Raw genomic sequence first — 14,380 nt, forward strand, 5'->3', positions numbered from 1 at the left:
CAACTAATTAGAGGCATTACCCCGACGATTATCAGTTATCGATGGCGAATATCGGCTTTGCTGGTGACTCCGCCGGGGCCATGTTGGCGCTGGCTACGGTTTTATGGTTACGCGATCGTGACATTCACTGTGGTCAGGTAACAGGCGTCTTGCTTTATTATGGTCTGTATGGCCTGCAGGATTCCGCGAGCCGGCGTTTGTATGGCGGCTCCTGGGATGGTTTGGCCCGCCAGGATCTGGATGATTATCAGCGGACTTATCTGGCCAGCCCGGCGGATCGCGAATCCCCTTACTATTGCCTGTTTAATAACGACCTGACCCGCAATATGCCCACTTGTTTTATTGTCGCGGCCGAGTTTGATCCGTTGATCGATGATAGCTTGGCGCTGTATCAAACCTTGCGTGAACATCATCAGCCTTGTCGTTACAAGGTTTATCCCGGAACCCTGCATGCCTTTTTGCACTACTCTCGCATGATGCCCAGTGCCGATCGCGCCTTGCGTGATGGTGCTGATTTCTTCCGTGCCCAATTGTAGAAAAACCAGGGGTACCCCTCTATGTAGCAGAGGGGGCCCCCTAGTACAGTTCCATCTGGCTGGTTTTCTCCAGCGAAAGTCCGCGGGTCTCAGGGGCGATCAATATTGAAACCACCATACCAAACAGCGAGATCCCGGCGCCGACCAACATGGTCGTCGAGATCCCATGCTGCAACATGAACAGTGGCAATGCGTAAGTTGAGATCACGGTACCAATCCGGCTGAGTGACATCGCGGCCCCCACCGCCGAAGCACGAATGGCGGTAGGAAACAGTTCGTTAGGATAGAGCCATTGCAGGATCCCGGGGCCGCCAGAGAAAAAGGCATACAGGGCAAAGGCTGCCACGATCAATATAATGCCCGGCTGTGGCACCAGACCCAGCACCGCTAACGCCAGGGTCATGATGGCAAAACTGCCGATCAGCAAGGGACGACGGCCAATGCTGTTGAGCCAGAACATGGCAGGAATGCAGCCGATCATAAAGAACAGGCTGATGATCACGTTACCCAATACTGCCTGTTTGCCCTGATCCAGCCCAAGCTGGGTAATGATCTGCGGGCCAAAGGTGTAAATGGCAAACATGGGGATCACCTGACAGGTCCAGATGACCGCGACAAACAGAATTGAAGTGAGATGGCGGCGGGTGAATAGTTGGCTGTAGCGGGTTTCTTGCACCTCTTCGTGATCAAAGGTTACCGGCTGGCCAAACAGTTTGATCATCAACGCCTGACATTCAGCGTGCCGCCCTTTGCGGATCAACCAGCGTGGAGACTCGGGCAGATCGACACGCCCCAGCAGGATGACAAGACAAGGGATCACCGCACTGCCCAGCATCCAGCGCCAACCATCCACAACGTCGTACAGCAGGTAACCCACCAGATCGGCGGCGGTTGCGCCGATATACCACATGGCGGCGATAAACCCCATGGTAAAGGCCCGCTGACGCGTGGAAGAGAATTCGGCAATCATCGAAGTGGCAATCGGGTAGTCGGCCCCTATCACAATACCGATCAGAAAACGCAGGATCACCAGTTCCAGCGGCGAGGACACAAACATGGTAGCCGCAGAGATCACGCCGATGGCCACGATATCAATGATGAACATCAGGCGACGCCCAAGCCGATCTGCAATATAGCCAAATAGCGAGGTGCCGATAAACAGGCCGACCAGCGTCGCGGCTCCGACCAAGCCGATCCAGTTGGCATCCAGCTGGAGTTTTGGGGTCAGCTGTTCTAGCGCAATGCCGATAATGACCAGCACATAGCCGTCAAGGAAGGGGCCACCGCTGCCCCATAGCATGATCTTGCGGTGTACCGAGGTAAAATGAATGTTATCGAATCTGATTGGCTGTTGCATGGTGTTGACTTCAGTTTGGGTAACAACGCAAATCCCGCCTGGGCGGGAAACCGGCACAATGGACACTGGGAACGGCGGTGACCCCGATGTTAGCCATAGCGGTATTCAATACCGAAAGTGCCACGTGGATAGTTCCATTCCTCAAGCACCGAATCGCGGCACAGAATACGGCAGGTACCGCACTCCAGGCAGCCGGCATAATCAAAACGAATGGAACCGTCGTCCTGCAGTTTGTACAACCCGGCAGGGCAGGCCAGCGTCAGGATGCGGTAAGCCGCCATATCCGGATGCTGGCGAATGACGATGTGTGGGTGGCCTTCATCCACATGGAATTTGTTGACGCCCAGTTTGACGTCGACATTGACGGGTTCATTCATAGTGAGCTGACTCCTTTAATCCCATCTTTAAGCAGGTTCAGATAGCCAATTTTCTTGCAGTGGCGCAGGATTTTTTTGCGTAACGGCTGAGGGGGCTGTCCATCGATGGTAAACAGGTCGGCCATGATATCGGCAGCCATCTGCGGGTAGTTGTTGAACAGGCGGGGATTTTCCATCATCGCTGGCATATTGCGGTAATGGCGCAAATCCTTCATCACCGGCAGTTCATCCAACAGTTGCAGATAACTTTGTAGCCCACGGGCACTGAAGTCATCCTGGGTTTTGGCCGCCAGCACCGCGCGTGCCGCCGCTTCGCCGGAGGTGATGGCCAGATCCATGCCGCGAATGGTGAAGCCCAGGTTCAGGCACATACCTGCGGCGTCGCCTGCGATCAACACGCCGTTGCCCACCAACTGAGGCTGCATATGGATCCCGGCCTCTGGCACCACATGCGCGGCGTATTCCAGCATCTTGCCACCGGCAATCAGCGGGCGAACCACCGGATGCCGTTTGAAGTCTTCCAACATTTGCGGGACCGATTTACCCGCCTGTTCGATATGTTGCAGGCCGCATACCAGGCCAAGGGACAAACTTTCTCCGTTGGTATACAGAAAGCCGCCGCCCATCAGCCCGTTGGTCGGGGTGCCAGCAAATAACCACGCGGCCCCCTGGTTGCCTTCCAGATTAAAGCGGGCCTCTAGCAGCTCGCGCGGCAGTGAAATCAGCTCTTTGACGCCGACGGCCACCGACTTGGCCTGCACCCGTGGTTTCAGCATGCCCAGTTGCTCGGCCAGCAGGGCGTTAACCCCTTCGGCCAGGATCACGCTTCGCGCTTCCAGGATGTCGCCATCGGCCTCGACGCCCACCACCTGCCCATCACGTTGCACCAGACGATCGACCCGGATACCGGGAATAAATTGAGCGCCGGCCTCTTCGGCCTGAGCCATCAACCAGGGATCAAATTTGGCTCGCAATACCGAATAGGAGTCTTGCAGGGGCTGTTCATCGCGCGCGTGGTGATAATCGAGCGTAACGGCGCTCTCTTCGGTCAGGAAGGAGACCTTCTCGCGGGTGATGCGGCGTTCGAGCGGGGCTTGTGTGGTAAAGCCGGGCAGAATACGTTCCAGGCTATGGGTGTACAGGCGGCCACCGGTAACGTTCTTGGCCCCGGCGTGGTTGCCGCGTTCAATCACCAATACGTCAGCGCCCTCGCGCGCCAGTACCAGTGCCGCTACGCAACCGGCCAGGCCCGCACCGACAATAATTGCGTCAAATACATCTTCAGACATGGTGTCTCCAGATTGGCAAGAACAACGCGAGGAGCTGCGAACAGCTCCACCATTGCGTTAGCGTTTCAGGGTTTCCGTCAGTGCAGGAACGATTTTCAGCAGATCGCCGACGATCCCATAGTCGGCATATTGGAAGATCGGTGCGTTCTTATCCTTGTTGATCGCCATCAGCGTCTGAGCGCCGTTGGCCCCCACCATGTGCTGGATCTGCCCGGAAATGCCCAGCGCCAGATAAAGCTCGGGTTTGATCATGATGCCGGAAATCCCCACGTAGCGTTCCCGGTCCATCCACTTTTCGTTTTCGGCTACCGGGCGCGAACATCCCAGCTCTGCGCCCATAGCCTGACTGAGGGCCGCGGCCAGGCCGATATTTTGCTGGCTGCCGATACCGCGTCCAACGCTGACAACCAGGCGTGCCTTATCCAGATTGACGTTCTCACCCTGTTTGGCTCGGCGAGCTATGCAACTGATGGCGTGAGAGGGAGCGATGAAATCTAGGGCGGTAGCTGTGCCAGTGAGTGTGTCGTCTTCCTGCGCGGCAGTAAACACGCCGCTACCGAGGGTGACCACGGCATAGGCGGTGTGGACCTGCTCTTTACCGAAAGCCAATCCGCCGTAGACCATATGAGTGATCTCCGGCTGCTGATCTGCCACCAGTAACTCGGCGGCATCGTTCACCACCCCGGCGTTCAGGCGGGCTCCCATACGAGCCGCCAGGGTTTTACCGCGCCGGGTCGTGGGCAACAGCAACAGGGCGTGTGGGCTATGGCTACGGATTGCCAGTGCGATGGTGTCGGCATAGTCTTCTATCAGGCGTTCCGTCGGCACGGGGCCCAGATCATAGACGGCATCGGCACCCAGCCGGAAAGCCAGTGCGGCCTGCTGTTCGCCCTGAATGGCCGCATGCACTCGTTCACCGAGATGACGTGCCGCGCCCAGCAGTTCCGCCAAGCGAGATTCGGTGTCGCTAAACACCCAAACGGTTGAATATTTGCTCATCATATCCCCAATCAACTGATTACTTTGCGCAGGTATTCTGCAAACTCGGCGATTTGCTCTTCGCCATCACCCTCGATAATGATCCGGGCACGTGCTTTCTGTTGTGGTGCCTGCACGCTGACCAACGAGGTGTAAGGACTGCACTCTTCCAACTGCAGTTCGCTACGTTGCCAGGCCTGAACCGGCTTTTTGGCGGCACCCAGGATGGCCTTCATTGAGGGGATTTGCGGGGCATTGATATCGGTGGAGACGGCGACTACGGCAGGTAGGGTCAAGCTGAGGGTTTCTATCTCGTCCTCCAACGTGCGCTCGACCTGTAGCTGGTCGCCTCTGAGGCCAAGAATACGGCTCACTCCGTTGATCGCCGGGATACCCAGTGCTTCGCCTAGCAGCAGCCCAACCTGCTGGGCATAGAGATCGGCAGAACCATCACCGCACAGGATCAGGTCAAAGCCGGTTTTTTGCGCTGCCGCAGCCAGCAGGCTGGCGGTCTGTTGAGGCAGCAAGCCCTCCAGACCGGCATCGCACACCACCACCAGTTCATCAGGCCCGCGCGACAGGATGTCTTTACGCCCTTTGGCATTGGCCAAGGCCTCACCACCGACGCTCATGGCGACAACATGTACATCATCATATTGCTGCTTTAACGCGTTGGCAGCTTCAACGGCGTTAAGATCGAACTGGCTGATTTTGGCATCCGCCTTGCTGAGGTTCAGAGAGCCATCACTGTTCACCGTGATATCCTGCTCCTCGGGGATGAGCTTGTAACAGGTAATTATCTTCATCACTATCTCCGAAGCAATTTAAGATTTTCTTTGGTTTTTAGAGCTAGCACGTCATAAAACAAAACGTTCTCAGCAGAGTAATTAACGGCTTTATTTTACAATGGCTATTGTGAATAATTTGTTGCAATGATGGATAAATAAAACGATAGGGTATTTACCTTGACATCATTAAACCTATTTTTCCATTTTCTCTGTGCAGGCAATCATTGTAATAGCAATAGAAATACCATGATTACTCTGGGAGAAATAATACCTGGATCACCAATATTGAAGGTGTTGCAGTGCGATTACATTGCCGGATTTCATGTTAATTTTTTTAATTTATTGTTTTTGTTGATGTAAATTTAGGTTGCGTCAACCGATTAACCGGGTGGTCGGCTGTGGGTCAAATAAGTCGGGAAATAATTTGATTTAGATCACGGATTGTTAAAGACGCAGATTTCATTATAAGGACACAAATTAATCACTGGTATTTTACTTTGCTCATGGATAAAGAGAGTTAATTTTTATCGATTCTGCTTTTCTTATTGCCTGAAAGTATTTGCATCGCGCGGTGCCGGTTTGATTTTGGCTGGAATGCTGATGCTTATTCGGAAACTCTACACTAAACATTGTCATGGCGAGGGTTTCCTTTCCATGAGGGAAGATATGTAAATGAAGACTGAAACCAGCAAACGAAAAATAGGGATTGAGCCCAAAGTCTTTTTCCCGTCTTTGATTATCGTGGCGTTGCTTTGTTACCTGACCGTGCGCGATTTAGACGCGGCAAACACGGTTATCAATGCGGTATTTAACTATATCACCTACCAATGGGGCTGGGCCTTCGAGTGGTATATGGTGGTGATGTTTGCCGGTTGGTTCTGGCTGGTGCTTGGGCCATTTTCCCACCGCCGCCTGGGAGATGAGCCACCGGAGTTCAGCACCCTGAGCTGGATCTTCATGATGTTTGCCTCATGCACCTCTGCGGCGGTGTTGTTCTGGGGATCCATCGAAATTTTTTACTACGTTTCCTCACCGCCATTTGATCTGGTGCCGTTCTCAAAATCGGCCAAGGAACTGGGTTTGGCTTACAGCCTGTTCCACTGGGGACCACTGCCCTGGGCGACCTACAGCTTCCTGGCGGTGGCTTTCGGCTACTTCCTGTTTGTGCGCAAAATCAATGTAGTACGCCCAAGCGGCACCTTAGTTCCCTTGTTTGGTGAGAAGCGCTGCAAGGGGATCCTGGGCACCGTGGTGGATAACCTCTACCTGGTGGCGTTGATCCTGGCTATGGGCACCAGCTTGGGCCTGGCGACCCCCCTGGTGACGGAATGTATCAACTACCTGTTCGGCATTCCTCATACGCTGGAACTGGATGCGCTGATCATTGCCTGCTGGGTGGTGTTTAACGCCGTCTGTGTTGCCTTTGGCCTGCAAAAAGGGGTGAAAGTAGCCAGCGATGTGCGCAACTACCTGAGTCTGCTCCTACTGGCCTGGGTGCTGATCATCGGCGCGACCAGTTTCACCGTAAACTACTTCACCGATTCGGTCGGGGTGCTGCTGATGAACGTCGGCCGCATGCTGTTCTATACCGATGCGGTGGGCCAGAGCGGCTTCCCTCAATCCTGGACCGTCTTCTATTGGGCCTGGTGGATCGTCTATGGCATTCAGATGTGCATCTTCCTGGCTCGGATCTCCAAGGGGCGAACCGTTCGTCAACTCTGCCTGGGCATGGTAGGGGGGCTGACGGCTTCAACCTGGCTGCTGTGGACCATTCTGGGCAGTAACACCCTGTCACTGATGAACAAGGGATTGGTCGATCTGCCACATACCATCGAAACCCGCGGAGTAGCCCGCGCCATCATCGAAACCTGGGCGGCCTTGCCGATGAGCACCGTCACGATGTGGGCGTTCTTTATTTTGTGCTTTATCGCCACCGTGACTTTGATTAACGCCTGTTCCTACACCCTGGCGATGTCCACCTGCCGAGAGGTCAATCACAACGAGGAACCGCCGGTGTGGGTGCGTGTTGGCTGGTCGGTGCTGGTGGGGATTATCGGCATCATTCTGCTGTCACTTGGCGGTCTGAAACCGATTCAGACGGCGATCATCGCCGGGGGATGTCCACTGTTCTTCGTCAACATTCTGATCACGGTGTCTTTCCTGAAAGATGCTAAAGCCACGCACTGGAAATACTGATCCTTTCAATACAACTACGAGGTCTGAAATATGGATTTTGCACTGAATGACGAACAGGAATTATTCGTTGCCGGTATTCGCGATTTGATGGCGCAGGAAAACTGGGAAGCCTACTTTGCCGAATGCGATCGCAACAGCGAATACCCGGAGCGGTTTGTGAAAGCGTTGGCTGATATGGGGATCGATGGCCTGCTGCTACCGGAGGATCAGGGCGGGCTGGACGCGGGTTTTGTCACTCTGGCTGCGGTGTGGGCAGAGCTGGGGCGGCTGGGGGCACCTACCTATGTGCTTTATCAATTGCCAGGCGGCTTTAACACGGTACTGCGTGAAGGTTCGGCCGAACAGATTGACAAGATTATGGCGTTCCGTGGCACCGGAAAGCAGATGTGGAACTCGGCGATCACCGAACCGGGCGCGGGTTCTGATGTGGGGGGCCTGCAAACCACTTATACGCGCAAAGAGGGCAAGGTCTACCTCAGCGGCAGTAAATGTTTCATTACCAGCAGTGCTTATACCCCTTATCTGGTGGCCATGGCGCGCGATGCGGCTTCGCCAGACAAGCCGATTTTCTCCGAGTGGTTTGTCGATATGAGCCTGCCGGGTGTCAAGGTGAACAAGCTGGAGAAGCTGGGGCTACGCATGGACAGCTGCTGCGAAGTGGTGTTCGACAATGTCGAACTGACAGAGAAAGACATGTTTGGCCGTGAGGGCAACGGCTTTAACCGGGTGAAAGAAGAGTTTGATCACGAACGTTTTATCGTGGCACTGACCAACTATGGGACGGCCTACTGCGCATTCGAAGATGCTGCACGTTATGCCAATCAGCGGGTGCAGTTTGGTGAAGCCATCGGCCGTTTCCAGCTGATCCAGGAAAAGTTTGCCCATATGGCCATCAAGCTTAATGCCATGAAAAATATGCTGTTTGAGGCGGCCTGGAAGAGTGATAACGGCCTGATGACCTCCGGCGATGCGGCCATGTGCAAATACTATTGCGCCAATGCCGCATTTGAGGTGGTGGATAGTGCCATGCAGGTGCTGGGCGGGATCGGCATTGCCGGTGAACACCGGGTCACCCGCTTCTGGCGCGACCTGCGTGTGGATCGCGTGTCTGGAGGCTCGGACGAAATGCAGATCCTCACTCTGGGCCGTGCGGTACTGAAAAAATACCGTTAATTGGCGAAATGCCTGCCCTGTGCTGCTTGGGTATAGGGCAGGCGCGAATCGATTGCTACCAGAAGGGAAATATTATGTCAGATCGTTTATCCATGCCCACGTTTGGCCCGCTGGCTGGCCTGCGCGTGGTCTTCTCCGGCATTGAGATCGCCGGTCCGTTTGCAGGTCAGATGCTTGCCGAGTGGGGCGCTGAAGTGATCTGGATCGAGAACGTCACCTATGGGGATACCATTCGGATACAGCCCAATTATCCCCAGCTTTCGCGCCGCAACCTGCACGCATTATCGCTGAATATTTTCAAAGATGAGGGGCGTGAGGCTTTCCTGAAGCTGATGGAAACCACAGATATCTTTATCGAGGCCAGCAAAGGGCCAGCCTTTTCCCGTCGTGGCATCACCGATGAAGTGCTGTGGCAACACAATAAGCAACTGGTGATCGCTCATCTGTCCGGATTTGGCCAGTATGGCACGCCGGAATACACCAATCTGGCCGCCTATAACACCATTGCACAGGCTTTTAGTGGCTATCTGATCCAGAACGGCGACAAGGACCAGCCGATGCCTGCCTTCCCCTATACCGCAGACTATTTCTCTGGCATGACGGTCACTACGGCCACATTGGCTGCACTGCATAAAGTGCGGCAGAGCGGGGTGGGCGAAAGTATCGATGTGGCCATGTACGAAGTCATGCTGCGTATGGGGCAGTATTTCATGATGGACTATTTCAACGGCGGTGAAATGTGCCCGCGCATGACCAAAGGCAAGGATCCGTACTATGCCGGCTGCGGCCTTTATCAATGCCAGGACGGCTATATCGTGATGGAACTGGTCGGGGTCAGCCAACTGCAGCAGATGTTCACGGATATGGGCATCGAACATCTGTTGGGGACGACGGAAATTCCCGAGGGAACGCAGTTGATCCATCGTGTCGAATGCCCTCACGGCGAATTGATTGAAGCCCGGCTGGATGAGTTTTTGGCTGGCCGCACCATAGAGCAGGTGCTGCAACGTCTGGCGGAACTGAAAGTGGCCTGCGCCAAGGTACTCAACGTTTCTGAATTGGAACACAACCCGCAATACCTTGCTCGCGAGTCGATTACCTCTTGGCAAACCGTCGATGGCGGTAGCTGCAAAGGGCCTAACGTGATGCCGAAGTTCAAGAACAACCCTGGTCAGATATGGCGCGGTATGCCGACGCATGGCATGGATACCGCCGCGATCCTGGCCGACATCGGCTATAGCGAAACTGATATTGCGCAACTGGTGGATAAAGGTCTGGCCAAGACGGCCTGAACGCTATTTTTATTGCCTGATAACAGGGGGGTAAACCAATGTATTATTGGGTAGGTGGCAGATGGATATAATTGGTGAACGAAACCTGCGCCAGACTTGGGACGATCTGGCGGATTGCTATGGCGATAAAACGGCGCTGATCGTTGAGAACCAGCAAGGGGCGGCGGCAAGCTATAGCTATCGCGAACTGAATGAGCAGATCAATCAGACGGCCAATCTGTTCCTTTCGCTGGGTGTCGAGCAGGGCGACAAGGTTGCTCTGCATCTGCATAACTGCGCCGAATTCATGTTCTGCTGGTTCGGCCTGGCCAAGATTGGCGCTATTGCCGTGCCGATCAATGCCAACCTGCTGCATGATGAAAGCGCCTATATTGTCAACCTTTGCCAGGTCGGGCTGGTGGTTACGGCGGCGGCATTTCATCCCCTTTATGCGCCGCTTGAGCAGGGCAACCTATCTCCTTTACGGCAAATCATGCTGATAGATGCCTGTGATGAAGGGGCGTCTTTGCCGGCAACGCTGTGCTTCCACCCCCTAAAGCAGGCTCAGCCACGGCAACTCACTCAGGTGGTGGCGCTGAAGGCGGAGGATACGGCGGAAATCCTGTTTACCTCTGGAACCACCTCCAGGCCGAAAGGGGTGGTGATCACCCATTACAATCTGTTGTTTGCCGGGTATTACACCGCCTGGCAATGTGCGCTCAGAGAGGATGATGTCTATCTGACGCCAATGCCAGCCTTCCATATTGATTGCCAATGTACTGCTGCCATGCCGACCTTCACCGTCGGAGCCACCTTTGTGTTGCTGGAAAAATACAGCGCACGTGCCTTCTGGGGGCAGATCTGCCGCTACCGGGCAACCCTCACCGAATGTATTCCCCTGATGATAAAAACCTTGCTGATGCAGCCGCTCATGCCATGGGAAAGGCAGCATTGCCTGCGTGATGTGTTGTTTTATCTCAATCTGCCTGCGGCAGAGAAAGAGGCATTTTTGCAGCGCTTTGGTGTGCGGCTACTGAGCTCCTACGGCATGACGGAAACCATTGTTGGCCTGATTGGCGATCGTCCTGGCGACAAGCGGCGCTGGCCTTCGATTGGCCGGGTAGGGATGGGCTATGAGGCCCAGATTCGTGATGGAAACGCCAATCCTCTGGCGACAGGGCTGGTCGGCGAGCTGTGGGTAAAGGGCGTGCCGGGCAAAACGCTGTTCAAGGAGTATTACAACCAGCCGCAGGCGACGGCCAGCGTGTTGCACCCGGAGGGGTGGTTGCGTACCGGCGATTATGCCTACGTTGATGCCGAGGGCTTTTTCTATTTCATCGATCGCAGTAGCAACATGGTGAAACGCTGTGGCGAAAATATCTCTTGCGCTGAAATCGAGAACATCATTGCCAGTCATCCTGATGTCAGGGAAGTGGCCGTTATCGGAGTGAAAGACGCTATTCGCGATGAGGCACTCAAAGCGTTTGTCGTGTTGGAGCCAGGATCGCAGATGAGTGACGAGGATTTCTTCCATTTCTGTGGCGGTCATATGGCGAAGTTCAAGGTGCCGACGTTTCTGGAGTTTAAGGAAAGCCTGCCGAGAAGTTGTTCCGGGAAGATTATCAAAAAAAGTCTGTGTTGAAAGCGCTGGATCGCCAGCGCTTGTTTTACTGGGAGAGCAAGGGGCGTATTAAGCGGATATCTTGCCCATTTTCTCTGACCAATCACTATTTTAATGGAGTATGGATATGAGTGGATCTTTACAGGTTACCCGCAATGGTGGCGTCCTGGAGCTGACCTTGGACCGGCCCAAAGCCAATGCCATTGATGCGCAAACCAGCTTTGCCATGGGGAAAGCGTTTATGGCATTCCGCGACGACCCGCACCTGCGCGTGGCAATTATTACCGGAGCAGGGGAGCGCTTTTTTTCTGCCGGCTGGGATCTGAAAGCCGCTGCGGAAGGGGAGGCACCGGATGCTGACTTTGGTCCTGGCGGTTTTGCCGGCCTGACCGAACTGTTTGACCTGGATAAACCGGTGATTGCGGCCGTGAATGGCTATGCCTTTGGTGGCGGTTTTGAACTGGCCTTGGCGGCGGATATGATTGTCTGCTCGGAAAATGCCAGTTTTGCCGTGCCGGAGTGCCTGTTGGGGATCGTGCCGGATAGCGGTGGGTTGTTGCGTCTGCCGAAGCGGCTGCCACTGGCGATTGCCAATGAGCTGATAATGACCGGCCGTAGCATGGATGCGCAAGAGGCATTGCGCTGGGGGATCGTCAATCGGGTGGTCGAGAGCGATCGGCTGATGGCCACGGCGCGCGAACTGGCACAACAAATCATCCTCAGTGCTCCGTTGGCGGTGGCCGCAGTCAAGGAAATTGTGCGTGAAACGTCTGCGTTGGCGGTTGAGGACGGATATCGTCATATCCGCAGCGGTGCGTTAAAACACTATCCTGCGGTATTGCATTCTGAAGATGCAGGGGAAGGACCGCTCGCTTTCGCTGAAAAACGCCAACCGCTATGGAAAGGCAGATAAATATCGCGATCCTCCAGGCGTACTAGCCGCGCCTGGGGGATATTCTGGAGAGGAGAAGGCGATGGAACCCGAATCCAGTTGCCTGGATAGCGCCGCCATGGTTGAACCATCAACGAGCTCTATGGATTCGCTACTTGCAGTCCATTACGCCACCTGCCCCGAATGCCGGCAACGGATCCGCATCCAGCGGTACAATGTTCTGAGCCGCTGTCATACCTGGTGTCCCAGGTGCAAAAAGAATGTCCTTCAATGTTTACGCTAAGCTAGCTAACGGGTTTGATCCCTGCCAGAGGATCATGTTTATTATCGATTTTAAAGCGGGATGAGCATCTCAGATCGCCTTGTGCGGTGGTATCGCAAAATAACACCAGGGTGCTCTGGTTCGCCGGGAGGCGGGTAATGTAGACGAACTCATCCGGATGGCAGACCACATTGCTGGCGGTTAAAAACTGCTTATAGCCTTCCACGTTGGTTGCCAGATCGCTTCTATCTATATAGACAGAGCATTGATTGATATCGGCCACCCGATTGTGGGTGTTGAAAAACTGCTGACTTTGCGACGTGTTGCTGGTGAGCAGGATCACCATAATAATGATGAATACGGTATACAAACCGTAGCGCAGCAGTTTTTTCTGGTTAAAGGAAGTGCTGCTGGGGACGGGGGAGGAAGTTGCGGTTGGTGTTACCTCATGAGTCGCTATTGCTTGATTACCGCTATCTTCCTGAAACACTTCTTCGCTTTCTTCTTCCAGGACCTCAACCGTGCCGGAATAAACGACGCCAATCTTGGGGATCGTTCTAATCACGTTTTTGGCTAACCCGGCTTCCCGCATTCCTTTACGCAGTAAAGAGATATTCTGATAGAGAGTATTGGCGGTGACATATTGGCCATTTTTTTCCCATACTTCGCTAAATAACTCGCCTTGACTGACGGTGATCCCTGGCTGTTTCAGCAATAATTGCAGGCAACGGCTGGCAGGAACATTCAAAACGGTCTCTTTCCCCCGAACTCCAAGCGGGATCAGGCGGTGTTCCTCAGGCAAGTACACCAAGGTATCGTTGATGATGAGTTTTTTATTGCTTTTCAATCTATTGCCCTGATTCATTATCGGTTCTTTCCGCTGTTTACAGTATAGTTTATAGACGGCAGGGGCGGTGATAAATCTTATATTTTATAATTTATCTTAACATTCAATGGATTGCATTGATTTCTTAAATGAGAATAGCGGGTGCTTAAGAAAAACAAAGAATAATGCGATCTTTACTTAAGATCGTTCGTAATCAATTGAAATCAATGTTTTTTATTCGTTTTTAGCATAATTAAAACTACTTCACTGAGAATAATCCCAACTGACGGGTAGTATTTATCTCGTCAGCAACAACAGGGGAGGGATAAAGTAGCTCAGCTAGTTGGAGTAATGACGAGTTAGTCGATAGGTGGGTTTTATTGATGTTATCTGACAGATAATTCTTAACGAAGGAGTTGTTAATATGTAGTTGAATGTTAATGATAGTTTTTTTAAGATAGTCATTAATGTCGATAATTATCTATCTTTGGTTTTTATGACTACTTAAGATGGGTGAAGTAATCAGATGTCAAAAATGCCAGATAGGCGCGATTTGATTGGTTTTAAACTCTGGTTTTGTTTGAATTCTCGATATTTATAGCTATTATTGGGCTGTGAGAGATAGCAATGTGATCGCTGTGGCTCTGTTGCCATAGTGAAAATTGATTCTATAATGTCTCACCAAGATGGAGGTTTGTTATTTTTGTTGCTGAAAACAGGATAATAATCCGAGACGTATATGGAAAATAGACTTTATGGATTTCTAATCGATAATGACATTCAATTCGACATTGGGTAATGCCTCTAATTAGTT

At 53.1% G+C, this 14,380-nt stretch carries 11 protein-coding genes and 1 pseudogene; 6 read left to right on the forward strand and 6 right to left on the reverse strand.

Annotated elements, in window-relative coordinates; genetic code table 11:
• Positions 1-23 precede the first annotated feature (23 nt).
• Positions 24-536: pseudogene (locus U869_RS0122150) on the forward strand (alpha/beta hydrolase fold domain-containing protein); the annotation flags it as partial.
• A 40-nt stretch (positions 537-576) separates the two neighbouring features.
• Here U869_RS0122150 and U869_RS0122155 read toward each other — a convergent pair.
• From U869_RS0122155 to U869_RS0122175, 5 genes are all read right to left on the reverse strand, one after another.
• Positions 577-1,893, reverse strand: a complete 1,317-nt coding sequence (locus tag U869_RS0122155) for an MFS transporter (RefSeq protein WP_025123905.1) — start codon at positions 1,891-1,893, stop codon at positions 577-579.
• Between the two features lie 89 nt (positions 1,894-1,982).
• Entirely contained in the window at positions 1,983-2,270 is a 288-nt protein-coding gene (gene fixX / locus U869_RS0122160) for a ferredoxin-like protein FixX (protein WP_025123904.1), read from the reverse strand.
• Positions 2,267-3,559 carry an FAD-dependent oxidoreductase FixC gene (gene fixC / locus U869_RS0122165; RefSeq protein WP_025123903.1) on the reverse strand — a complete coding sequence of 431 codons (1,293 nt, stop codon included), beginning with the start codon at positions 3,557-3,559 and terminating at the stop codon, positions 2,267-2,269. The genes fixX and fixC overlap by 4 nt, the downstream gene beginning before the upstream one ends.
• 57 nt (positions 3,560-3,616) lie before the next feature.
• Positions 3,617-4,558 (reverse strand): FAD-binding protein, encoded by a 942-nt coding sequence (locus tag U869_RS0122170; protein ID WP_025123902.1) that lies wholly within the window; start codon positions 4,556-4,558, stop codon positions 3,617-3,619.
• Positions 4,559-4,569: 11 nt separating this feature from the next.
• On the reverse strand, positions 4,570-5,343 hold the full coding sequence (locus tag U869_RS0122175) for an electron transfer flavoprotein (RefSeq protein WP_025123901.1): 774 nt from the start codon (positions 5,341-5,343) through the stop codon (positions 4,570-4,572).
• Between the two features lie 654 nt (positions 5,344-5,997).
• On the opposite strand from U869_RS0122175, the gene caiT reads away from it, so the two are divergent.
• The 5 genes from caiT (at position 5,998) to caiD (ending at position 12,499) form a co-directional block, all read left to right on the forward strand.
• On the forward strand, positions 5,998-7,521 hold the full coding sequence (caiT, locus tag U869_RS0122180) for an L-carnitine/gamma-butyrobetaine antiporter (RefSeq protein ID WP_025123900.1): 1,524 nt from the start codon (positions 5,998-6,000) through the stop codon (positions 7,519-7,521).
• A 30-nt stretch (positions 7,522-7,551) separates the two neighbouring features.
• On the forward strand, positions 7,552-8,694 hold the full coding sequence (gene caiA / locus U869_RS0122185; protein ID WP_025123899.1) for a crotonobetainyl-CoA dehydrogenase: 1,143 nt from the start codon (positions 7,552-7,554) through the stop codon (positions 8,692-8,694).
• 74 nt (positions 8,695-8,768) lie between these two features.
• On the forward strand, positions 8,769-9,986 hold the full coding sequence (gene caiB / locus U869_RS0122190) for an L-carnitine CoA-transferase (protein ID WP_025123898.1): 1,218 nt from the start codon (positions 8,769-8,771) through the stop codon (positions 9,984-9,986).
• A gap of 61 nt (positions 9,987-10,047) precedes the next feature.
• On the forward strand, positions 10,048-11,607 hold the full coding sequence (gene caiC, locus U869_RS0122195) for a crotonobetaine/carnitine-CoA ligase (RefSeq protein WP_025123897.1): 1,560 nt from the start codon (positions 10,048-10,050) through the stop codon (positions 11,605-11,607).
• A 106-nt stretch (positions 11,608-11,713) separates the two neighbouring features.
• Positions 11,714-12,499 (forward strand): crotonobetainyl-CoA hydratase, encoded by a 786-nt coding sequence (gene caiD, locus U869_RS0122200; protein WP_025123896.1) that lies wholly within the window; start codon positions 11,714-11,716, stop codon positions 12,497-12,499.
• A gap of 263 nt (positions 12,500-12,762) precedes the next feature.
• Here the strand turns inward: caiD and U869_RS30185 are convergent, their stop codons facing one another.
• Positions 12,763-13,605, reverse strand: coding sequence for a winged helix-turn-helix domain-containing protein (locus U869_RS30185; RefSeq protein ID WP_025123895.1), 843 nt, complete (start codon positions 13,603-13,605; stop codon positions 12,763-12,765).
• Positions 13,606-14,380: the final 775 nt, after the last annotated feature.

This window comes from Serratia sp. H1w, assembly GCF_000633355.1.
Classification (GTDB): domain Bacteria; phylum Pseudomonadota; class Gammaproteobacteria; order Enterobacterales; family Enterobacteriaceae; genus Chania.